The following is a 22,848-nucleotide window of genomic DNA, read 5'->3' as shown; positions in this document are numbered from 1 at the left end:
TTGGCTCACAAAGCCTATACCGAGAGAGTGGGACTGGTGAATCATGGGGTCGGTTCATTCTATTCAGGGAGTGTCAATGCGTTGGTTTATACCGAGCCTTACATTGAGCCTGAACCCGTGAAATTATCCCTGAAAGAGCGCTATGAGAAACAATGCCGGGAAAATCATCTCAACAGTGAAAAAACGTGGGCGATGCTTCAGGAAAGAAAAGCTCAGGAAAAGGCACAGGAACAGCAATTTTTTCTGGGATGGATGCAGGTCGAATCAACGCAATCTCAGCAAGATTTGTGGACAAGTCTGTTCACTTCTGACACGACCACGACACAAAAGCAATTAGTCAAAAAGTATAATACTCATCTGAATGAACCCGTTCGTCAGGGCGAAATTGTTATATTACCAACCACGGAGCCTACAACCGATAAAGAGAAGCAGTCGCTTACTGAGTTACAGGAAGAGGCGCAAACAGCTAGTATCGAATTAGCGAAGCTTAGTGATGAAGAGGTCGCAACTGTTTACCGCCATTTTGAATTATTAGACTATTATGCTTCGAACGGTTTGAAATATATCCGGGATAACGGCTTACCTTCGGATCAATATGCTTATGCATCTATTGGTGTTGGTGCCGTTGCTACAGGAATTGAAGGTCATTTAAAAAATGTCAGTAGTATCATTCAGGAAATAAATTCTCTTTATGTAACCCAAGTGGCTATGGCAAGTCGTACAGGTGGGATTAATTATGGTTCTTTTGTTGCTGAACGTGCGGCACTGCTCAATAAACTGGACCAGTCATTTACCCGCTTTTCAAGCCGCGCTATAAACATCCCTGCTTTTCGGCAGGTAAAAAAATCACTCAGGCTTTCTACCAAATCTGTAATTCATAATGCGGATGACATTATTAAGAGTGGCGTCGTCCCGAACCTTGGCAAACGAATTGCCAATATTTCAGTTGGTGTTTGGGGGGCTAGAGGTGTTGGTTATTTAGGCCTTGGATTAGCAGCAGCTAGTGGAGTAAATAATATTTACGATGCTTGTTCAGTCGATGGTAGAGGGGAGTGTGGTAAAACAACTGCAAGGGAAGTTGTAGGCTTTTTCTCTGGATGGATTGCTGGCGTCTGGGGGGGAGAAATCGGAGCTGCTATTGCAACTCTTGCATTAGGCTTTGTTGGGGCAGCGTCTGCACCAGTGATTGCCATTGCTTTGGTTGGTAGTGCTGTTGCTGGGGGATTCATTGGCGGTACATTTGGATCTATGGCAGGTAAAGCTACAGTTGATATTATTTATGAAAAAACGATGGAAGGACTCGAATAGTGAATCTCATTGACTGGATACAACTGATTTCGGGCGGTTTTTTTATAGGCTGGATTGTTCCTTTGGGAATTCAATCTATCAGTATTTCATTAGGTAATTCAAAGCGTATTCTGTTTATAGATGAGCAGTTGGCGAAAGATGTTAATGAAGTCTATGAAAAGCCTTTTCACATGACATTTTTTGCCATAGGTGGGCGTTTTAACCGTTATTGTGTTGCGTATCCGTTTATTTATCACCGGATGACGACAACATCTAAAGGTTTTCGGGTTTTGATGACCCTGAACTCGGCCTGTTTCTACAGTTTCTTTATCTTTTGGCTTTCTGTTATTGCTGAACGTTTTCTTTGATTTCAGTCCATACAAACATCATTTGACACCTCCCTCCAACAGAACTCATCTACCCGTGTACTGGCAAAATCCAGTGCCGGGCTTAGGAACCTCGATATAACCAAAAGGCGCATGGAGAATTCATCATGTGTCATTGTGATTCATCTAAAGACCCTTCCGATCTCATTCATGAAGCTCACGAAATTGTTTTAGGATTGTCGGCCTTGGCAATCGCTCAGAAAGGTTCTATGGAACATTTAAGCGGGGAATCGTTGTTTTTCCTGCTACAGCCGATTCAGAACAAATTAGAGGTTGCATTGATGCGGATGAAGTAGAGAATTCAGTGAACCATTTGATGATTGTAACTTGTTGTAAAGGTCGGAATACTCCGGCCTTTTTTCTTATCCGGGAACCGAATATAGCAGCCGGATTTATAGCACCACTGCTATAAATAATTTTGCTATAAATATGCTATAAATAGAAAACAAAGAAAAAGGACTTAGATGAAAATCACCTAAGTCCTTGATATTTGGTGGGCCTTCCGGGACTTGAACCCAGGACCTGCCGATTATGAGTCGGATGCTCTAACCAACTGAGCTAAAGGCCCCTTAAGACGGACGATTATAGGGGATACGTCTGATACTGTCTAGCCTCAATGGTGACTAAATGTGCTTATATTTTATTCACTTAAATCATTGGGCATAAAAAAGGTGAGCATCCGCTCACCTTTTGTACGTTACTTTAATCAGACTACTCGTCTAAGAAGCTACGCAGTGTTTCTGAACGACTTGGGTGTCGTAATTTGCGTAGTGCTTTGGCTTCGATTTGACGAATCCGTTCACGGGTTACATCAAACTGTTTGCCCACTTCTTCAAGAGTGTGGTCTGTGTTCATATCGATACCAAAACGCATCCGAAGCACTTTGGCCTCACGAGGGGTTAGCCCTGCCAGAACATCACGTGTCGCAGCCTTTAAGCTAGTTGCGGTTGCTGAGTCTATTGGCAGATCGAGCGTTGTATCTTCAATGAAATCACCCAGATGCGAATCTTCGTCGTCACCGATTGGTGTCTCCATTGAGATTGGCTCTTTGGCAATCTTCAGCACTTTACGGATTTTGTCTTCCGGCATCTGCATTCGCTCTGCCAGTTCTTCCGGTAGTGGCTCACGCCCCATTTCCTGAAGCATTTGACGAGAGATCCGGTTCAGCTTGTTGATCGTTTCGATCATATGGACTGGGATACGAATCGTCCGTGCTTGGTCAGCAATCGAGCGAGTGATTGCCTGACGAATCCACCATGTTGCGTAAGTCGAGAATTTGTAACCACGACGGTATTCAAATTTATCAACAGCTTTCATCAGACCGATATTCCCTTCCTGAATCAAATCAAGGAATTGTAGGCCTCGGTTGGTGTATTTTTTCGCAATTGAAATCACCAAACGTAAGTTCGCTTCAACCATCTCTTTCTTGGCTCGACGTGCTTTCGCTTCACCGATAGACATACGACGGCTGATATCTTTGATACGCACAACACTTAAAGATGTTTCTTCTTCAATGGCTTTAAGTTTCTGGATCGAACGGCGGATGTCTTCTTCGCTCTTACGAATTTTATCAACATAAGGTTTGTCAGATGCTAAAAGCGTATCCAGCCAGTTTTCGTCAGACTCATTACCGGTAAATGCTGTAATAAACGCTTTTTTCGGCATTTTGGCATGTTCAACAACATGCTTCATGATTAAGCGTTCTTGTGTTTTGACCCGATCCATTGAGCCGCGAAGTGTTTCAACCAGATTATCAAACTGTTTTGGGGTCAGACGAAACTCACGGAAGGCATCGAGAACAAGTTCAGATGCTTGTGACGTTTGTTCGGTAGACTCACCGAATTCATTCAGTGCTAACTGGTAATCACGATATTTGTTACGAAGGTTATTGAACTTCTCTTGTGCTAGTTCAGGATCGATACCGACATCGTCGTCACTATCATCATCATCACTAGTGTTATCACCACTTTCTTCGTCTTCCTCATCCTCCTCCTCATCATCTTTATTCTTTGATGCAAGAGGCATATCTTCGTCTTCCAGATCTGACCCCGTCAGTTCTGAACCGATATGGGTCGCTGTTGGTGATGTTGTTTCATCAGCATCTGGATCGACAAAGCCTGAAATCAAATCGGTGAGTCTTAACTCTTCAGTTTCAACTCTGTCGAATTGTTCAAGGATGTAAGGGATGGTTCCCGGATATTCGGCAACAGCGCTTTGAACTTGGTTAATCCCTTCTTCAATGCGCTTTGCAATATCGATTTCACCTTCACGAGTGAGAAGCTCGACAGTTCCCATTTCACGCATATACATACGGACTGGGTCTGTCGTACGGCCAATTTCACTTTCAACACTGGAGAGAGCTGCTGCGGCTGCTTCTGCAACATCTTCATCCGTAATGTTCGTATCATCATTCAGTGCCAGATCATCAGCATCAGGTGCAGTTTCGACTACCTTGATACCCATGTCGTTAATCATCTGAATAATGTCTTCTACCTGCTCAGAATCTACAATTTCTGCAGGGAGGTGGTCATTGACTTCAGCGTAGGTCAGATAGCCTTGTTCTTTGCCCTTAAGGACAAGTGATTTAAGCTGTGACTGCGGATTTTGATCCATAGACGGTATCCAACTTCATTTCTAGTGACGGAATTAGTATGCGGAATGCAAACCACGTATTCTAACAAATTAATCATTTGTTGGCTATAAATAAGGGATTACGCTTTTAAATCTAGCATCAATGCTAGTAGTTCCCTTTTCTCGTCAGCTGATAAACCAACGCTTCTCTCTTTTGCCTGCAGATTTTCAATTTGTTTTTCAACACACTGGGTAATTATCTTATCCAGTGAGTCTAAAAATATTTCTTCTTGATTGTCTTCTACGAGAGGGATATCCCAGCTAGCAAGACGTGATAGAAGAGGTTCATTTCGATGGCCTCGCCAGTTTTCAAGTAGCTGACCTGTTGTTACATTGGGGTAATTTCGACATTTTTCAAGGACCTCAATAAATAAGCTCAAGCCGGGAATATCAAGTGTCGCGATACTTGAAAGATCCGGTATCCTATCAGCATAGTTCGGATTTTGCAGAAGCAAAGCGATAACTTCTCTCATTGGTGTTCGCTTCATTTCCGCTTGCGGGCGAATCGCCGGTGTGTGTTCCGAAACTTGCTTTTTATTCAATGCCGATTGAATCGCATTTGCACTGAGGCCGGTGCGCAATGACAATTCTTCCCAGAGATAAATTTTTAGTGCTTCGTCCTGAACCTGATTAATTAAAGGCTCGGCCAGATGGATAACCCGAAAACGACCTTCCCGACTACTGTTATCTACCACACGAGACATTAATCCCTGAAACAGGAAATCAGAGAAAGACATCGATTGCTGAACTTGATGTTCGAATGCTTCTGTACCACGTTGACGGATGTATGAGTCTGGATCTTCTTTGTCCGGCAAGAACATAAATTTCAGGGTTTTATTACCACTGAGTAGGGAGAGCGCATTCTCTAATGCTCGCCATGCAGCTTGTCGTCCTGCATTATCGCCATCATAACAACAAACGACAGCATTAGTTTGTCGGAAAAGTACCTGTAGATGATCGTTGGTTGTGGATGTCCCCAAAGATGCAACCGCATAGTCAACACCGTACTGAGCCAGTGCCACGACATCCATGTAACCTTCTGTTACCAGAATTTGTGGCGGCTCACGATGCGCCTGAAGGACTTCGTATAAACCATATAACTCTTTTCCTTTGTGGAAAATGTCGGTTTCCGGCGAATTGAGATATTTGGGTGTCCCGTCCCCAAGAACTCGGCCACCGAAACCAATCACACGTCCACGACGATCCCGGATGGGAAACATCACCCGACCTCGAAAACGGTCATAGCGACGCCCGTTGTCATTCTCAACCAGCATTCCTGCAGCGGTGAGCATCTGTTCTGACTCTGGCGTGCGGGAAAAATTTTTATGGATCAGATCCCATTCATCAGCGACATAGCCGATACCAAATTTTTGGACAATATCTTTCGATAGACCGCGATTTTTTAAATAATCGATTGCCACCTTGCTGCTTGGATGTCTGAGTTGATGGCGATAAAACTGCGCAATCTGTTCCATTAAATCATACAAGGTGCGTTTTTGTTCTTTACGCGCCTGTGATTTTTGGGCATCGAACGGGGTTGTGCCTTTTTCTCTCGGGACTTCTAATCCAAGTAAGCCTGCAAGTTCTTCAATGGCTTCGACGAACTCTAAACGTTCGTATTCCATCATGAAGTCGATGGCATTCCCATGCACACCGCAGCCGAAACAATGATAGAATTGTTTGTCTTGACTGACACTGAAGGATGGCGTTTTTTCATTGTGAAAAGGGCAGCAGGCGCTGTAGTTCTTTCCCTTTTTTTTAAGTTTGACGCGAGCGTCAATAACATCGACGATATCCAGTCGAGCGAGTAAATCATTGATGAAATTTCGAGGAATATACCCAGCCATAAGACCTGATAGCTAATGTTACTGTGGATAGCTAATTTACATGTTAGCGTGTATACAAACAAGCCGTGCCATATAGAATAGCACGGCTTGATGTTTAGAGGAGTGGGTTAAGTAAGTTTGCTTTTAACTAAGCCGCTAACTTTTCCCATATCTGCACGCCCTTGAATTTGCGGTCTCAATACAGCCATGACGTTACCCATATCCTGCATGCCTTGAGCACCGGAAGCGGTAATTGCGTCATCAATGAGTTGCAGCACTTCATCATCAGTTAATGGCTGAGGCATAAATTCCTCAAGCACTGTGATTTCGTTGCTTTCCGCATCTGCCAGATCTTGTCGTCCCGCAGATTCGTATTGTGCGACAGAATCGCGACGTTGTTTAACCATTTTTGTCAGAACAGCAACGATATCATCGTCGGTTAGCGTAATCCGCTCATCGACTTCACGTTGTTTGATTGCTGACATAGCTAAACGAATAGTGCCAAGGCGAATTTTATCCTTGGCTTTCATCGCAAGTTTTTGCTCTTCTTTGAGTTTGTCAATCAGAGCCATAACTCATTCCTTTCCGAAGGAGCTATTAGTACAAGCGAACGCGACGAGCGTTTTCGCGAGCAAGCTTCTTAGCGTGACGCTTTTGAGCTGCTGCTTTAGCGCGTTTGCGAACAGTGGTTGGTTTTTCATAGTGCTCACGACGACGCACTTCAGAAAGAATACCTGCTTTTTCACAAGAGCGCTTGAAACGACGCAGAGCGACGTCGAACGGTTCGTTTTCACGTACTTTAACTACTGGCATATGCCTTTCACCTCAGGGGATATTCGTTAACGCTGGTCTCGTTCAGTCGGAATATATCCGGTACTTACCAGCACAATCAAAAATGGTGCGGAATTTTAATCCGAATGGAAAGGCTTTGTAAAGTGTTTTATGGATGAATCTCTGTACAAAATTTGTCTGTCCTGTGAAGGCAAGGTAACATGGCGTCAATTTTGATGTCGAGATGGAATTTTTCCGGAAAATTATGCGTGTATTAGGTATTGAAACCTCTTGTGATGAGACGGGGATTGCGATTTACGATGATGAACAAGGTTTATTGGCTCATCAATTATATAGTCAGATAAAACTTCATGCTGATTATGGTGGCGTTGTCCCGGAACTTGCTTCAAGGGATCACGTTAAGAAAACAATCCCTCTGATTCAGGCTGCAATGGCAGAGGCTGATTGTCGCCCGGAAGACATTGATGGGGTGGCTTACACGGCCGGCCCGGGGTTAGTTGGTGCTTTGCTGGTTGGTGCCACGATAGGGCGTAGTCTCGCTTATGCCTGGAATGTACCAGCAGTACCAGTTCATCATATGGAAGGACATTTGCTGGCACCGATGTTGGAAGAAAACCCGCCTGAGTTTCCTTTTGTTGCGGTGTTGGTTTCGGGTGGGCATACCATGATTGTCGAAGTCCAAGGCATTGGGGCGTATCAGATCCTCGGTGAATCAATTGACGATGCCGCCGGAGAAGCATTCGATAAAACAGCGAAGTTAATGGGGCTGGATTATCCGGGAGGGCCATTATTGGCTCGTTTAGCTGAAAAAGGCACTCAGGGCCGCTTTCGTTTTCCTCGTCCAATGACTGACCGGCCCGGGCTGGACATGAGTTTTTCCGGCTTAAAAACGTTTGCCGCTAATACGATTGCTGCACATGGTGATGATGAGCAGACGCGTGCCGATATTGCCTATGCTTTTCAGGAAGCCGTGTGTGATACGTTGGTGATCAAATGCCGTCGGGCTCTGGAACAAACCGGATTAAAACGGATCGTCATTGCAGGCGGGGTGAGTGCCAATCAACGGTTGAGAGCCGATTTAGCGCAATTGGCTCAGAAAGTCGGTGGTGCGGTCTATTATCCGCGGACTGAATTTTGCACCGATAATGGTGCCATGATTGCTTATGCTGGTATGCAACGCTTCAAAAATGGAGAAGTTTCCGGCCTTACCGTGCAGGCGACGCCTCGCTGGCCAATTGATCAGCTTCAGGCGGTTCATTCCTGAACGCTATGTTCAATAACAGCAGCCCAAATATTACGCTCAACCTGTTTTTCTTGCTGGATTCTGTTTCCACGGGATTTGACTGAATAGAGCTAACTTGGGCTGTTTTTCTGTCAGTGCTCATATAATCACCGAGCATTAAAAAATAACAATAGTATGAATCAGTCTATAAGGTCATCAAACGAATGAAATCATTTACAGTGAACGGCAAAACAATGCGTTATCAGGATATCGGTACTGGCGAGGTGCTACTGTTCGGCCATAGCTACCTTTGGCATAGCCAGATGTGGCAACCACAAATGGCTGCTTTGAGTCAGAATTATCGGTGTATCGTTCCCGATTTATGGTCACATGGTCAATCTGATGCCGCCCCTGACGATATGCATTCGCTAACAGACTATGCCGAACACATGTTGGCACTCATGGATCATCTTGCGGTTGAGTCATTCTCAATCATTGGATTGTCTGTCGGCGGTATGTGGGGAGCTGAGCTGGCATTGATCGCACCAGAGCGAGTGAATGCGCTGGTTTTGATGGATACGTTTATCGGGCTTGAGCCTGAAGTGATGCATGCCAAATATTTTGCAATGATCGATGCCGCAATTGCAACGCGGTCTTTTCCTGAACCAATGATTTCACAAGTTGTATCGATGTTTTTCTCTGATCATGCTTTACAGCAAGCGGCAGAACCTGATTTTGTCACAGCGTTTCGAACGTTTTTGCTGGAAACTTCGGGGCCGCAGATTGCGGAAATGGGCCGAATCGGCAAGATGGTGTTTGATCGTCGGGATCTGATGGATGAAACAGATAATCTGAATTTGCCTGTATTGATCATGGTGGGAGAGCAGGATAAGCCTCGGCCAGTGTTAGAGTCTCATCTGATGCAGGATGCTATCGCGGGGAGTCGACTGGTTGTGGTTCCTCAAGCCGGTCATATCAGTAATCTGGAGCAACCGGAGTTTGTCACACGAGCGTTGCAAGATTTCTTTGAGTCACTTGCGCCTTAAATCTCAACACCTTCCTTAATCAATCTGACAATTAAGAGCACTGTCTTTGTACATTGGCCTTGATTGTCAGATCAGTTTTTTTCACCGACTTTGGGTTCTGTGCCATTGAGCAGACGTTTCATATTTTCTTGATGTCGGAAAACAATCAGGCAGCACAGCATCGCGACAGGTAACGTGTAGTTGGGTTTGATCATCCAAGTGTATAGGGGCGTGAGTAACACGGTGATTAATGCTGCCAGCGAAGAATATCGGGTGATAAGCAAGGTTGTCAGCCATGTCACCATGACTACCGCGGTTAAGTCGAGCCCGATCGGTGCGATTGCGCCTAATGCTGTTGCGACGCCTTTTCCCCCTCGGAAATGGAAAAAAATCGGATAAATATGCCCTAAACAAGCGGCAATTGCGATGACGCCAAGCAGGAAAGGCGTTACACCCAGAAAGTAACTTCCCCAGACTGGAATCGTGCCTTTCAGCATATCGCATAACAGCACAATAACGGCTGCCTTTTGGCCGCCGACCCTCAGAACGTTTGTTGCGCCCGGATTATGAGAGCCGGACTCTCTGGGATCGGGAAGCCGGAATAGACGACACACAAGCACCGCACTTGAAATCGAGCCAAGCAGGTAAGCTGAGATAATGATCAGAAGTATCAATGGCGTCATGTGGGCCCTGAGTTGTGTGCAAGTTTAACTGTATGATTCGATCTATAAAAATCTATATTAATTTCGCATATTGAAATCATTTAAGTATATGATAATCACTATACCTAAGTCATCCTAAGGAGGCTTGGGTATATGCCAAATTGATCTTAAAATACAGGTTTAAACAGAATTATTTGTTGTATATCTGATGGCGCTCTCTTTCTGGCAGCTTTGAGAGCAGGTTTGGTGATAACACAGGATGATTTTTTATCTCAATTCGATATTTGGGATTGAAATGTGGTGAGATAATTGATGGATAAAGTATTTATAGAACAGTTAGTTGTTGTCACAACGATCGGTGTTTACGATTGGGAACAGCAGATCAAGCAGAAGCTCGTTTTCGATATCGAAATGGCGCATGACAATCGCCCGGCAGGTCAGAGTGATGATGTCACTGATGCATTGGATTATGCTCAGGTGAGCCAAAAGATTATTCAATATGTTGAAAATGGAAGGTTTTTACTCATAGAACGTGTCGCTGAAGAGGTTGCCAATTTGATCATGACGACTTTTACAGTGCCTTGGCTCAGGATTCGTCTGACGAAACCGGGGGCGGTGCCTCAGGCGGCTGGTGTCGGTGTCGTGATTGAAAGGGGCCAGCTATGACGTTGGTTTATGTCGGTGTCGGTTCCAATATCGACCGACATAAGCATGTCGAGGCCGCAGTCTGTGAACTGAAAAAATTGGGAGATCAACTTCGCCTTTCAACGGTTTATGAATCTCCGTCACAAGGATTTCGAAGTGAGGCATTTTTCAATTTAGTCATTGAAATGCAGACTGATCTTTCATTGTCAGCTTTTACCGGAATGCTCAAGGATATCGAGCGAAACTGGGGGCGACAACCCGATGCCCAAAAATATCAGGATCGAACGTTGGATCTGGATATCATCTTATTTGGTGATGTTGTGAGTGATGAAGCACCGCAGTTGCCTCGTCAAGATATTTATCAGTATCCGTTTGTGATTCAGCCGCTTTTTGAACTGTGCCCTGATCTTTTATTGCCGGGTGATGGACGAAGTGTCCGACAAATTTGGCTTGAGGCTGACAATCTGGAAGTTTTGAAGCCTGTAGAATTCTGGTTCACTAAAACTAATTTTCCCAATGTAAAGAGTAAATAATGGATTTAATTCAAAGTGTTATACTTGGATTGGTTGAAGGTATTACCGAATTTTTACCAATCTCATCAACCGGACATTTAATTATTGTCAGTGATTGGCTTGGTCTCCCTCAAACAGAGAGTAATAAAGCTTTTGAAGTCATTATTCAGCTGTCCGCTATTTTAGCTGTGCTGACGAATTATAAAGAGCGCTTCCATCCCCGATATTTTGCATTATGGATGAAAGTATGCATCGCATTTTTACCCATCGCAGCTATTGGCTTTTTGTTCCAGGATCAAGTAAAAGCGCTGTTTAACATTCAGGTTGTCCCGATCATGTTCATTATTGGGGGGATTATTTTTCTGATTGTAGAGCGTTTCTTGAAAAATCATGCTCCGACGGCTGAAACATTGGATCAAATCACCTATCGGCAAGCGATTTGGATCGGGATTGCTCAGGTGTTTGCTTTGATTCCGGGGACCAGCCGGGCCGGTTCAACCATCGTTGGTGCTTTACTTGTGGGCGTCAGCCGTAAAGCGAGTGCTGAATTTTCATTTCTACTGGCCTTGCCGGTGATGCTTGCTGCGAGTGGTTTAGATTTATTGAAAAACCATCAAAATTTTCAAGGTGAAAGTGCGTTACCTCTGATTGTTGGTTTTATCACGTCTTATATCGCAGCTTGGGTTGTCATGAAGCTGTTTCTCGCTTTTCTGAATCGCTTTACATTCAATGCTTTTGGTATTTATCGCATCGTGTTCGGTGGCTTTTTACTGTATTGGGCTTATTAATCTTGCTGAACCGTTGTGTTGTAAGGGCTACTGGTCAGCAAGTCGGCCCTTAACGGACTGATAATATAAGAGGGAAGTTCTTTTCAGTCATTTTTGATAGACTTCTCAGACATTCTATTTGAAATCACAAGTGAGCGTCATGCGAGTATTTGCTTTAACACTGACTCTATTTTTAATCGTGCTCCAGTATACTCTGTGGTTTGGCAAAAATGGCGTTTCCGATTTTCATCGTGTCTCTGATGAAATCGAAACTCAGCGTTCGGTGAATGTGAATTTACAAAAACGAAATAAAGAAATGTATGCAGAAATAGATGACTTACGTCAGGGGCTGGATGCCGTTGAAGAAAGAGCAAGGCATGAGCTTGGTATGGTGAAAGAAGGTGAAACATTTTACCGTGTGATTAATGAGGACCGCCCCTAAATGGTTCAGGAACTCATTTCAGTGGTTATTCCAGCGGCTGGTGTCGGCCGTCGGATGTTAACCGATAAGCCGAAACAGTATTTGATGATTCACGGCAAAACCATTCTGGAACATACAGTCGAAAAATTGCGTGCTCACCCACAGGTTGGCAAAGTCGTCATTGCCGTCGGTGAGGATGATCCTTATTTCAGTCAGTTATCTCTCGCCTCTGATCCTGAGATTATTCGGGTTGCCGGTGGTCAGGAACGATCAGATTCGGTTTTTGCGGCACTGGATTATGTTGTGAAACACATCCCGACAACATGGGTGATGGTGCATGATGCGGCGCGTCCATGTATTCGTTTGAGTGATATTGATCGCTTGATCGAAGTCGTCATATCACATGACGTTGGCGGGATATTGGCAACACCGGTTCGGGACACGATGAAGCGAGCCGATCACAGCCAAGATATTATCGGTACTGTAGAGCGAGAGAACCTCTGGCATGCATTGACCCCCCAAATGTTCCGGACTGATGAATTGCACCGTGCTTTATCCCGGGTGATTGATCAGCATATCGCTGTGACAGATGAAGCTTCAGTGATGGAATGGCATGGGGACAAGCCACGTATTGTTTTGGGTCGAGCTGATAATATTAAAGTGACGCAACCTGAAGATTTAGCACTGGCTGAGTTTTACCTCAGTCGAGAATAATAGATAAGCCTTAAAGAATAATACCTTAATAAAGTAGTAAGGAATGGTTATGTTTAGAATTGGTCACGGGTTTGATGTTCATAAATTTGGCGGTGAAGGGCCTGTCATCATTGGCGGTGTATCGATCCCTTATGAACAAGGGCTATTGGCTCATTCAGATGGCGACGTGGCTTTGCACGCATTAACCGATGCATTACTGGGCGCCATTGCAGCCGGAGATATCGGACGCCACTTTCCCGATACGGATGAACAGTGGAAGGGGGCTGATAGTCGAGCGCTGCTGCGGAGTGTTTATCAGAAAGTGATTGCGCATGGTTATCGATTGGGTAATGCCGATATTACGATTATTGCGCAGGCACCGAAAATGGCACCTTACATTGACCAGATGCGAGCTTTGATTGCTGAGGATTTGGCAACTGATATCAGCCATGTCAATGTGAAAGCGACGACGACAGAACGATTGGGATTTACCGGACGTAAGGAAGGGATCGCCTGTGAAGCTGTTGTGCTATTAATGAAGTAATTCACTGATTTTATTCATGAGTTTAGTTGTAAATAACCCCGTCAGGGGGATGGCTTGACCATCATAACGAGGATATCCGCATGGATGATGTTTTAGCCAATCTGGCCTATTTATATGGAAAACCAGTTGCAAAGGCAAAAATCAAAGTAAAACCAGAACATTTTATTGTCACGGAAGATCTCGGGTTTCCATTGGATGGATTGGGTGAGCACCTGATGGTTCGCATTCGCAAGAGCGGAGAAAATACCAGCTTTGTCGCCAATGAGTTAGCTAAAGCATGTGGTGTGAAGTCGAAAGATGTGAGTTGGGCGGGTTTAAAAGATCGCCATGCTGTCACCGAACAATGGTTGAGTGTTCACTTACCAAAAGGGGAGACCCCGGACTTTTCTGCTTTTCAGGCGCGTTATCCCCACATAGAGATCCTTGAAACGACCCGTCATCAGCGCAAATTGAGACCGGGAGATCTACGAGGGAATCATTTTCAGATTACGTTAACAGAAGTCACCGACATCGCGGATGTTGAGCAACGCTTGAACATGATTTGTGAACAGGCCGTGCCGAACTATTTTGGTGCACAACGGTTTGGTCATCAGGGCAATAATTTAAATGAGGCTCGGCGATGGGGACGGGAGAATGTCCGCACTCGCAACCAGAATCAGCGCAGTTTCTATCTTTCTACCGCTCGCTCTTGGATTTTTAATCAGATCGTCTCCGAACGGATTACAAAAGATTGTTTCCATCATTTGATTGATGGAGACATTGTGCTTCAGGGCAATGAAGCAATTCTCGTTGAAGGCGATGACATGCTTGCTCAGTGGCAATCATCCGTTGTGCAGCGGCAAGCTGGTATTTCAGCGGCTCTGGCCGGAGATAATGCGCTGCCAACCCGTCGAGAAGCACTCGCTTTAGAACAGCGGTTTGTTGATGATGAGCCAGATTTAATGAAATTGATTCGCGGGAACCGAATGAAGCATGAAAGGCGGAATATTGCTCTCAAACCTCAGCAACTGGATTGGAAGCTGGGGGAAAATGAGGTTATATTGAATTTTTCGCTTGATGCGGGATGCTTTGCGACTTCTTTATTACGAGAGCTAATTGAAGAAATACCTGTGGAAAGGGAGTTCTGATTGATGAAAATTTTGTTGAGCAATGATGATGGTGTCTATGCTCGGGGAATTAATACGTTAGCTGAAGCGTTGTCTGATTTGGCTGAAGTTGTGGTTGTGGCTCCGGATCGAAATCGCTCCGGGGCTTCTAACTCTTTGACACTGGAGCAACCTTTGCGGATTCAGCAAATTGCACCAGCGATTTACTCTGTTCAAGGGACACCCACGGACTGTGTTCACTACGCTTTGAATGAATTAATGAAAGATGCCTTACCTGATTTGGTCTTGAGTGGTATTAATCATGGTGCGAATTTAGGCGATGATGTGTTTTATTCCGGGACTGTTGCCGCAGCAATGGAAGGGCATTTTTTAGGGGTTCAATCCATTGCATTTTCTTTGGTGGGTGAGACTCATTTTGATACCGCTGCTCATATTGCCCGCCAGATTGTCAAACAACACTTACATTCTCCAATCCCGACCAATCGATTGATGAATGTCAATATTCCTGATCTGCCGTTGGAACGTATTCACGGTATGAAAGTGACTCGTTTGGGAGCAAGACATCATGCGGAGAGTATGATCCGGCAAAAAGATCCGCGAGGGCATGATATTTACTGGTTGGGACCGCCGGGTAAAGAACAGGATGCAGGAGAAGGCACTGATTTTTACACCGTTGATCATGGATTTGTGTCGCTCTCGCCATTACGAGTGGATTTGACCGCCCATGAGTCGATCAACGCGGTGGCAGATTGGCTGGAAAGGTAGTTGATATGTCAAATTCACTCGCTGATAAGTTGATCGACTTTCTTGTCAGAAACGGCATTGAAGATTTACGTGTTCTGGACACGATGCGTGAACTACCGAGAGAGAATTTCGTTTCACAGGCCATGGTTCATCAGGCGTATGAAAATAACGCATTACCAATCGGGTTGGGGCAGACTATTTCTCAGCCTTATATTGTTGCCAAGATGACCCAACTGCTCGCACTGACACCGACAAGCCGGGTACTGGAAGTCGGAACCGGCTCTGGGTATCAGACCGCAGTATTGGCACGTTTAGTTGAGCATGTGTGTTCGATTGAGCGAATAAAAACGTTGCAATGGGAAGCAAAGCGTCGTCTGAGACAACTGGATATTTACAATGTATCCATGAAACATGGCGATGGCTGGCAGGGATGGCGCACCAAGGCACCTTTTGATGCCATTATTGTGACAGCTGCTGCTTCTGAAATACCTCAGGCGCTGTTAGATCAGTTGGCTGACGGGGGACGATTAGTGATCCCTGTTGGTAGTGATGAACAACAGCTCCTGAGAATCACCCGGAATCATGAGTCGTTTCATTCAGAAATCATTGAAATGGTCCGGTTCGTTCCTTTAGTTGCAGGTGATTTAGCCTAACAATGAGAAGCAGCATCAGACTTTTAATTTTAGCCGTTTTATCAACATATCTGATTGGATGTGCCGCGATATCACCCGCACCGGTGTCTGACGTAAAAAAGGCCTCTCGGGGGAGTTACCGTGGGAGTTACTATCAAGTTAAAAAAGGAGATACACTTTACTTTATCGCTTACCTAACCGACAAAAATGTAGAAGATTTGATCAGTTATAATCATCTCTCCCCCCCTTATACGATCTATCCCGGTCAAAAAATACACTTATGGAAACCCGCTTATACACCGCCTTCTTACGGGAAGTCACAGTCTGTTGCCATGGGCAAAAATGGGATAGGGATCAAAGGTTCTGATGAAGTGTTAACTAGCGTCTCATTAAAAGATTCTAAGAATAAGCAAATCTCTAATAATTTAGAGAATAAATATGACGAAGTTAAAAAACCGTCAGGTAAAAGTATTGAATCTTCACAATCAAAGGGGTATGGTGAATCCGAAGGTAAAGAAAATGTTAATTCTAATTTACCAACTACTAATTTAGCACATGTCACAAAAGTTGATAGGTGGCTATGGCCAACAAAAGGGAGGGTTATCCGAAAATTTTCGGCTATTGATCAAGGGAACAAAGGGATTGATATTGCAGGGCAGCGAGGTCAGTCCGTCGTATCTTCGGCAGCAGGAACCGTTGTTTACTCGGGGAATGCTTTAAGAGGTTACGGTAATCTTGTGATTATAAAGCATAATGATAAATATCTTAGCGCGTATGCGCACAATGATCGGTTGCTAGTGAGTGAGGGACAAAGTGTAAAAGCTGGCCAGAAAATCGCAACAATGGGAAGTTCCGGTACCAGCAGTGTTCGTTTACATTTTGAAATCCGCTATCAGGGTAAGCCAGTGAATCCAAAACGCTACTTACCATAAGTATTTGAATTGATAAGCGTAAGCACCATATAGCGACATTGAAAGTAGTAGTGTCTTGCTAGCTCGCCAGGGGGAGGCATCATGAGTAAAAGCAATTCAGTAACTAAGGTCGATCAATTTGATTTTGATTCAGAAGCGTTTGATCTCAATACATTGGACAATGAGGTCAGTTCTAACGCAACATCCGTCGAAACTCGGGAAGATTACGAAGTCACTTCCAAAAGTTTAGACGCGACTCAACTCTATTTAGGCGAAATTGGTTTTTCTCCTTTGTTAACCGCTGAGGAAGAAATCCTGTATGCACGTCGGGCTCTCCGAGGAGATGAAGCCGCTCGTAAGCGCATGATTGAGAGTAATCTACGTCTCGTTGTTAAAATATCTCGCCGATATAGTAACCGTGGTCTGGCTTTGCTGGATCTAATCGAAGAAGGCAACCTCGGGTTGATTCGGGCCGTTGAAAAGTTTGATCCAGAAAGAGGATTTCGCTTTTCTACGTATGCAACCTGGTGGATCCGGCAAACGATTGAACGGGCGTTGATGAATCAAACCAGAACGATTCGTTTACCTATTCACGTTGTTAAAGAACTAAATATTTATTTACGGACAGCACGTGAGCTATCACAGAAGTTAGACCATGAACCAACAGCGGAAGACATTGCGCTTGAGCTGGATAAATCGGTTGATGATGTCAGTAAGATGCTCCGCCTGAACGAACGAATTAGTTCTGTTGACACACCGATTGGTGGTGATGGTGATAAAGCATTGTTGGATATTATTCCTGATGCAAAACACTATGACCCCGAATATTCAACAGAAGATGATGATATCAAATCTTCACTGTTACATTGGTTAGATGAACTGAATCCGAAACAGAAAGAAGTGTTGGCAAGACGCTTTGGTTTACTCGGATATGAACCATCCACTTTAGAAGAGGTTGGTAAAGAAATTAATCTAACCCGTGAGCGAGTACGCCAAATCCAAGTTGAAGGCCTGCGTCGTTTAAGAGAAATTCTACTGAAACAAGGCTTGAACATGGAGTCTTTGTTCGATGTAGAGAGTGAAGAATAAGACATCATTTATTATCTAAAAAATTAGTAACCGATCATTTTAAGCGAAACCCCGTTTGTACGGGGTTTCTGTTTTCATCCTGTATGGATTACAATTTTCGTACATCTGAATGCGAGACATTACAGGCACTTGTATTCCATTTCTCACCAATTTTTCTCGATTCACCCTGACCTTTCGGAATACCGACATACTCGACACAGACTTTGGGTTTTCCGGTTTTGTAGTTCTTGATTTTCAGGTTTCGGATGGTTGCTGAATCTCTATAGTTGCCGTTGATGCCAGCAATTGATCCAATTTTAGCATCCACTTTAACGCCATTGATTGAGAGGTATCTCGGGCCACCATTGTTGGTACAATTTCCGCAAGAACGATACAGTTTTCCGTGTTGACCAGTGAGGGTGAAATTGCCGCGGATTTCGGTCGTGCTATTTTTCGAGTTGTGCTGGAATACTTTGTCAGGTTTGCCACCCGGGCCATTGGCACTGTTATAGGCAACCCCACCGATAATGGTCATTCTCTTGCCATTATTGGTCGCAGCATCTTCACAGATATCTTCCCAGATGACATTTTGTAAAGTGCAGTTACCGGATTCACAATGAATACCATCAGCACCGCCATTTCGAGAGATGCGGACATTTTTTACGGTTGCGTTGTGTAAGGTGAGCACGGCTTTCTGACCCTCTGCATCCCCATTACAATTTAATCCGATGGTTTTACCTCCGCAGTCAACCGTTTTGTTGCTAATTACCGCCCCTGCATAACACTCAGATGAGCTGGCAGCCATGAGACTGGTGGTTAAATAATTTGCTTCGCTGCTATTTGTGCTGGAATCATTGGAAATAAAGGTGTGATCCTGATCATCAACTGCCTTGATCTGGTAGTAATAATCGGTGTAGCCATCTGCTGTTGTATCTTCAAATGTTCTTTCATCCGGAGTCAAAACCGCAATTCTTTCTCCTTGATCTGATAATGTGGACTTTCGGTAAACTTCTTGACGTACGATACTATCCTGATCGGATGACCAGCTCAGGATGGTTTGTGCGTCTTGCTGGTATAGCATGAGTGTCAAATCACTCGCCATTGCAAACTGGCATGACAGTAATGAAAGTAAAGCCACCGTTGTTCGATGAATCATCATATGTTCCCTTCTTGTTTTTTATATGGACAGGATATCGATTCTTATTATAAATATACTGAGCAAGTAAAATGCTCATTTATACTATTACCACTTGTCTTAATAAAAATCCAAAACATCGTTTCATTTGTTTGTTTTATTGAATCAACGATCATCTTATTGTGAAATTCTCATTTCTGTTACTTGCAATATTGCGGATGTTGTTAGTGCTATCGGAATATGGGATGAGTTAGATATCAATCATGTCTCAGTTTGAGGAATAGCCTGCAGACGAGTCATAAACGGTGAGGGTGCACCAAACTAAAACGTTCATACAGTGACTTGCACAGATTTAAATCACAGAGCTGTTTACGTCGATCAATGTTTTATTATTTTTTTATTAAAAACAATTCATTATATGCTAGTGGTATCGTGGCTACCGTGGAATAAATCATGCTTGTTATCGATTGATTGGCACAATAATAGGGATAAGGTGAAGTCATGAAAGCGCTCATTATCGGGGCGGGCATCGGTGGGATGTCAGCTGCAGCTGCACTGAAACAAAATGGAATTACATGTGAAATCTATGAAGCAGTGAGGGAGATTAAACCAGTCGGAGCAGCTATTTCGGTATGGTCTAACGGGGTGAAGTGTATGGCGCATCTCGGTATGGGCCATATCATGGATGAACTGGGTGGGGCGATGAACTATATGTCTTATCAGGATGGGTTCTCTGGTTCTACCATGACACACTTCAGTTTGATGCCGCTGGTTGAAGCGGTCGGCACAAGACCTTGTCCGGTTTCGCGGGCTGATTTGCAAGCAAGTATGCTCGATTGGTGGGGACGTGATCAAATTCATTTTGATAAGCGGGTTGAGCGGGTTGAACAAACCGCTGAAGGTGTGACGGCTTGGTTTACCGATGGCTCTGTTGCCGAAGGCGATTTTATGATTGCTGCGGACGGCACACACTCGGTAGTTCGTGCCGAGGTTTTAGGGCATTCGGTCGAACGGAGATATGCCGGTTATGTGAACTGGAATGGGTTGGTTGAGATCGATACCGCCATTGCACCAGCAGATCAATGGACGACTTTTGTCGCTGAGGGAAAGCGGGTTTCAGTGATGCCGATAGCGGACAACCGTTTTTATTTCTTTTTCGATGTACCGTTGCCGAAAGGATTACCAGAAGATCGAACGACGCTGAAAGACGATTTGCGCCGTTACTTTCGGGATTGGACCCCTCATGTTCAAACGCTGATTGAGCAGATTAATCCTGAAACGACCAACCGAATTGAGATTCATGACATTGACCCTTTTGAGCAGTTAGTGAACGGTCGGATCGCTTTATTGGGTGATGCCGGGCATAGTACCACACCGGATATTGGTCAGGGGGGATGTGCAGCGATGGAAGATGCGGTCGTTTTAGGACTATCTTTTTCACAACATCATGATATTGAAACAGCGTTACTTCATTACCAAAACGAACGATTAGAACGGGTGAAAGCTCTGGTTTTAAAAGCAAGGAAACGATGTGAACTGACCCATGGCAAACAGATGGAGCAGACGTTGGCTTGGTATAAATCATTAAAAACCGAAACGGGGCTGCATATTATTGAGGGGCTCAGAGAAACGATTGTTGCCGGGCCGCTGGGATGAGAGCTGTCGATGAGCCAGTCAGAATGACGGACATCATCGAGCGTCACTTCATCGGATCGATTATGTGGATTGCTCGCTAGCGTGAGATGGCACAGGCTGATCCGGTAAAGTGATAATGAATGTACTTCCCTGACCGAATTGACTTTCACAGTGTATTTTCCCGTGCAGGATATCTGTGACGATATTATGTGCAATACTGAGCCCTAAACCACTGCCGCCATGACCGCGTTTGGTGGTAAAGAAAGGTTCAAAGAGTCTGGGCAAATCTTGGGGAGGTATACCAGTACCGTTATCCGTGACGATGATTAAAGTTTCTTCTTGGGTTTTTTTAGCTGAAATGGTTACTTCTCCGTTGATTGTATCGGATTGTTCGCAATCAGGTGAATAAAATGCGTGAATGAGACTGTTGGTGATCAGAATGGTGAGCACTTGCGCCAGTGCTCCGGGACAGGTGACTAAGTGAAGATCTTGCGCGATGTTGACAGAGAGGTGATGCGGTGTTTTTTTAAAGTTGGGTTGCATCGTCGCAATGATCTTTGAAAGGTATTCTTGTACGGAAATAGTCCGATAGTCCGGGCTCGATTGATCAACGGCTATTTCTTTAAAATTAGAGATGAGCTTTGAAGCATGTTTGAGCTGTGAACACATTAAGTCAGCGGCTTGACTGGCGTTTTCGATAAAAATTTCTAGTTCGGCCCGGGTCAATGCGTTTGATTGTACTTTGGTATGAATTTCCTGTATTTCCTCATAGAGGTGAGTGGTGCCGGTAATGGCAATGCCTAATGGTGTATTGATCTCATGTGCAACCCCAGCGACCAAGCCGCCGAGTGCCGCCATTTTTTCAGATTCCACGAGTTCACGTTGAGTCCGTTTGAGATCTTCAAGAGTTTCTTGTATTTCTTGATTGGCTCGTTGCAGATCAACGGTTCTGGATGCAACTCGTTGCTCTAGCGTCTCATTCAATTCTTGCAGCGCGACAGTTCTTTCAGCAACTTTATCTTCCAGTTCGTTATTGGTGGTGAGTAGGTTTTCGGCCAGGTTATTAAAACTGTGCGCGAGTTCATTGAGCTCTTTTGCCTGAGTCGGGCTGGTTTTCGCTCTCAACTGATGTTCTCCGAGACGAATTCTGCGACCATCGGCGGCAAGTTTGATAATCGGCGATGAAATCGCCCGCCCCAGAGCCAGTCCAATGATGATCGCGATAATACCCAGCACACCGGCTGCCATCACCAGTAAATATTGGTAATGTTTCATCGGTTGCATCATTTCGTGATGATCCACCTTCACGATAATCGTCCAGTTCAGCTCTGGTAAATAACGAGCCACAGCAATCACATTGGTATTTCGATAATCACGCGACTGAATAATGTCTTGGGTGTGATGTTCAATAGCTTGAATGAGTACATCATCGTTTACGAGTGCGAAAGAGGTTGTATCTGCGGGGTTTGTTAAATATTGAGGGTAACGGAGTGGCGTGATATAGACGAATTGATCGGCTTGATTCTTGGTGAAGAGAATCGTCTCTCCTGATTCGCCCATCCCCGTATAGCTTTGAGTGCTGTTCAGTAATTCATCGGCTGCTAGTGTTACCACCACCATACCGATTTGTTTATCTTGAAGGCGCATGGGCGCTTCGATGTGAATATACAGTCTCCCATTCAAATCGCGAGTGATGCTTTTTAATATAATATCGGTTGGGCTATGGTCGGTCAGTGCAAGTGTGGCAGCTACTTTGTTGGCTTGATTTGGTGCTGTCTGGATGATGGTTTCACCACTGACGGTTTTTAGTTGAATAAACTTCACTTTTGTGACGGAGCTGATGGCATCCTGGATGATACCGACCATCTTTTCGAATGATTGCTGATTTTGATTAAGTAAGTAATCGTTGAGACTTAAGCGGAGTTGTGTCCTGCTGGCGATCAAGGCGACTCGATCTTTCCAAGCATGAATAAGGTTATAGAGTCGGTCTTGTTGGTTTGTTGCGACCGCATTTAAAAGTTTATCAACGGATTGATTCAGCAGGTTTGCACCAGCTTGATTTGAGATGTAGCCAAATGCGCCCATGCATAAGAAAACCAGAAATAAACAAAAAGCTGTAATTCGATAATAGATAGACATGTGCTATCTCCAATGATGACTACCGAGAGTGATAAGAGTCTAGTTGCTTCTTATTCGTATATGTA

Annotated in this window: 24 protein-coding genes and 1 tRNA gene; 17 read left to right on the top strand and 8 right to left on the bottom strand. The window is 44.5% G+C overall.

Features of this window, described 5'->3' with window-relative positions; all coding sequences use genetic code 11:
* Window positions 1–117 precede the first annotated feature (117 nt).
* The 3 genes from BSQ33_RS05775 to BSQ33_RS05765 all read left to right on the top strand — a co-directional run bounded on the left by BSQ33_RS05775 (window position 118) and on the right by BSQ33_RS05765 (window position 1,969).
* Entirely contained in the window at window positions 118–1,308 is a 1,191-nt protein-coding gene (locus BSQ33_RS05775; RefSeq protein ID WP_232471954.1) for a hypothetical protein, read from the top strand.
* Window positions 1,308–1,655: a hypothetical protein gene (locus BSQ33_RS05770; RefSeq protein ID WP_074371893.1), complete on the top strand. Its 348-nt coding sequence runs from the start codon at window positions 1,308–1,310 to the stop codon at window positions 1,653–1,655. The genes BSQ33_RS05775 and BSQ33_RS05770 overlap by 1 nt, the downstream gene beginning before the upstream one ends.
* Before the next feature lie 125 nt (window positions 1,656–1,780).
* Entirely contained in the window at window positions 1,781–1,969 is a 189-nt protein-coding gene (locus tag BSQ33_RS05765) for a hypothetical protein (RefSeq protein WP_072955804.1), read from the top strand.
* Between the two features lie 195 nt (window positions 1,970–2,164).
* On the opposite strand, the gene BSQ33_RS05760 is transcribed toward BSQ33_RS05765, so the two are convergent.
* From BSQ33_RS05760 to rpsU, 5 genes are all read right to left on the bottom strand, one after another.
* A tRNA-Ile gene (locus tag BSQ33_RS05760) sits at window positions 2,165–2,241 on the bottom strand.
* 143 nt (window positions 2,242–2,384) lie between these two features.
* Window positions 2,385–4,286 (bottom strand): RNA polymerase sigma factor RpoD, encoded by a 1,902-nt coding sequence (gene rpoD, locus BSQ33_RS05755; RefSeq protein WP_088133612.1) that lies wholly within the window; start codon window positions 4,284–4,286, stop codon window positions 2,385–2,387.
* Window positions 4,287–4,384: 98 nt separating this feature from the next.
* The gene (gene dnaG / locus BSQ33_RS05750; RefSeq protein WP_088133611.1) at window positions 4,385–6,151 is read right to left on the bottom strand and encodes a DNA primase; all 1,767 of its coding nucleotides are present in this window, start codon (window positions 6,149–6,151) and stop codon (window positions 4,385–4,387) included.
* Window positions 6,152–6,258: 107 nt separating this feature from the next.
* Complete coding sequence (locus tag BSQ33_RS05745; RefSeq protein WP_088133610.1) at window positions 6,259–6,702, bottom strand: GatB/YqeY domain-containing protein; 444 nt, start codon at window positions 6,700–6,702, stop codon at window positions 6,259–6,261.
* Between the two features lie 25 nt (window positions 6,703–6,727).
* The gene (gene rpsU / locus BSQ33_RS05740) at window positions 6,728–6,943 is read right to left on the bottom strand and encodes a 30S ribosomal protein S21 (RefSeq protein ID WP_001145625.1); all 216 of its coding nucleotides are present in this window, start codon (window positions 6,941–6,943) and stop codon (window positions 6,728–6,730) included.
* A 223-nt stretch (window positions 6,944–7,166) separates the two neighbouring features.
* Here rpsU and tsaD point away from each other — a divergent pair, with 223 nt between their 5' ends.
* Window positions 7,167–8,186 carry a tRNA (adenosine(37)-N6)-threonylcarbamoyltransferase complex transferase subunit TsaD gene (gene tsaD, locus BSQ33_RS05735; RefSeq protein WP_088134543.1) on the top strand — a complete coding sequence of 340 codons (1,020 nt, stop codon included), beginning with the start codon at window positions 7,167–7,169 and terminating at the stop codon, window positions 8,184–8,186.
* 182 nt (window positions 8,187–8,368) lie between these two features.
* Window positions 8,369–9,190, top strand: coding sequence for an alpha/beta fold hydrolase (locus BSQ33_RS05730; RefSeq protein WP_088133609.1), 822 nt, complete (start codon window positions 8,369–8,371; stop codon window positions 9,188–9,190).
* Between the two features lie 71 nt (window positions 9,191–9,261).
* On the opposite strand, the gene plsY is transcribed toward BSQ33_RS05730, so the two are convergent.
* Window positions 9,262–9,852, bottom strand: a complete 591-nt coding sequence (gene plsY / locus BSQ33_RS05725) for a glycerol-3-phosphate 1-O-acyltransferase PlsY (protein WP_088133608.1) — start codon at window positions 9,850–9,852, stop codon at window positions 9,262–9,264.
* A gap of 291 nt (window positions 9,853–10,143) precedes the next feature.
* Here plsY and folB point away from each other — a divergent pair, with 291 nt between their 5' ends.
* The 11 genes from folB (at window position 10,144) to rpoS (ending at window position 17,895) form a co-directional block, all read left to right on the top strand.
* Window positions 10,144–10,497, top strand: coding sequence for a bifunctional dihydroneopterin aldolase/7,8-dihydroneopterin epimerase (gene folB, locus BSQ33_RS05720; RefSeq protein WP_088133607.1), 354 nt, complete (start codon window positions 10,144–10,146; stop codon window positions 10,495–10,497).
* On the top strand, window positions 10,494–11,009 hold the full coding sequence (gene folK / locus BSQ33_RS05715) for a 2-amino-4-hydroxy-6-hydroxymethyldihydropteridine diphosphokinase (RefSeq protein ID WP_088133606.1): 516 nt from the start codon (window positions 10,494–10,496) through the stop codon (window positions 11,007–11,009). Before folB ends, folK begins: the two co-directional genes overlap by 4 nt.
* Window positions 11,009–11,776 (top strand): undecaprenyl-diphosphate phosphatase, encoded by a 768-nt coding sequence (locus tag BSQ33_RS05710; protein ID WP_088133605.1) that lies wholly within the window; start codon window positions 11,009–11,011, stop codon window positions 11,774–11,776. The genes folK and BSQ33_RS05710 overlap by 1 nt, the downstream gene beginning before the upstream one ends.
* A 139-nt stretch (window positions 11,777–11,915) precedes the next feature.
* Complete coding sequence (gene ftsB / locus BSQ33_RS05705; RefSeq protein WP_088133604.1) at window positions 11,916–12,197, top strand: cell division protein FtsB; 282 nt, start codon at window positions 11,916–11,918, stop codon at window positions 12,195–12,197.
* Window positions 12,198–12,890 (top strand): 2-C-methyl-D-erythritol 4-phosphate cytidylyltransferase, encoded by a 693-nt coding sequence (gene ispD / locus BSQ33_RS05700; protein WP_088133603.1) that lies wholly within the window; start codon window positions 12,198–12,200, stop codon window positions 12,888–12,890.
* A 49-nt stretch (window positions 12,891–12,939) separates the two neighbouring features.
* Entirely contained in the window at window positions 12,940–13,413 is a 474-nt protein-coding gene (ispF, locus tag BSQ33_RS05695) for a 2-C-methyl-D-erythritol 2,4-cyclodiphosphate synthase (RefSeq protein ID WP_088133602.1), read from the top strand.
* An 80-nt stretch (window positions 13,414–13,493) separates the two neighbouring features.
* Entirely contained in the window at window positions 13,494–14,540 is a 1,047-nt protein-coding gene (gene truD, locus BSQ33_RS05690; RefSeq protein WP_088133601.1) for a tRNA pseudouridine(13) synthase TruD, read from the top strand.
* 3 nt (window positions 14,541–14,543) lie between these two features.
* Entirely contained in the window at window positions 14,544–15,284 is a 741-nt protein-coding gene (surE, locus tag BSQ33_RS05685) for a 5'/3'-nucleotidase SurE (RefSeq protein WP_088133600.1), read from the top strand.
* Between the two features lie 5 nt (window positions 15,285–15,289).
* Complete coding sequence (locus tag BSQ33_RS05680; protein WP_072955843.1) at window positions 15,290–15,916, top strand: protein-L-isoaspartate(D-aspartate) O-methyltransferase; 627 nt, start codon at window positions 15,290–15,292, stop codon at window positions 15,914–15,916.
* Window positions 15,917–15,918: 2 nt separating this feature from the next.
* On the top strand, window positions 15,919–16,827 hold the full coding sequence (locus tag BSQ33_RS05675; protein ID WP_088133599.1) for a peptidoglycan DD-metalloendopeptidase family protein: 909 nt from the start codon (window positions 15,919–15,921) through the stop codon (window positions 16,825–16,827).
* Window positions 16,828–16,908: 81 nt separating this feature from the next.
* Window positions 16,909–17,895 (top strand): RNA polymerase sigma factor RpoS, encoded by a 987-nt coding sequence (gene rpoS, locus BSQ33_RS05670; RefSeq protein WP_088133598.1) that lies wholly within the window; start codon window positions 16,909–16,911, stop codon window positions 17,893–17,895.
* Window positions 17,896–17,983: 88 nt separating this feature from the next.
* Here rpoS and BSQ33_RS05665 read toward each other — a convergent pair whose 3' ends face one another.
* Window positions 17,984–19,033 carry a pectate lyase gene (locus BSQ33_RS05665; protein ID WP_198298155.1) on the bottom strand — a complete coding sequence of 350 codons (1,050 nt, stop codon included), beginning with the start codon at window positions 19,031–19,033 and terminating at the stop codon, window positions 17,984–17,986.
* A 477-nt stretch (window positions 19,034–19,510) separates the two neighbouring features.
* Here BSQ33_RS05665 and hpxO point away from each other — a divergent pair, with 477 nt between their 5' ends.
* Window positions 19,511–20,665 (top strand): FAD-dependent urate hydroxylase HpxO, encoded by a 1,155-nt coding sequence (gene hpxO / locus BSQ33_RS05660; RefSeq protein ID WP_088133596.1) that lies wholly within the window; start codon window positions 19,511–19,513, stop codon window positions 20,663–20,665.
* A 60-nt stretch (window positions 20,666–20,725) separates the two neighbouring features.
* Here hpxO and BSQ33_RS05655 read toward each other — a convergent pair whose 3' ends face one another.
* Window positions 20,726–22,783 carry a sensor histidine kinase gene (locus BSQ33_RS05655; protein ID WP_088133595.1) on the bottom strand — a complete coding sequence of 686 codons (2,058 nt, stop codon included), beginning with the start codon at window positions 22,781–22,783 and terminating at the stop codon, window positions 20,726–20,728.
* Window positions 22,784–22,848 lie beyond the last annotated feature (65 nt).

Source organism: Vibrio gazogenes (assembly GCF_002196515.1).
GTDB classification, from domain to species: Bacteria; Pseudomonadota; Gammaproteobacteria; order Enterobacterales; family Vibrionaceae; genus Vibrio; species Vibrio gazogenes_A.
This window is presented reverse-complemented; position numbering and strand designations above follow the sequence as displayed.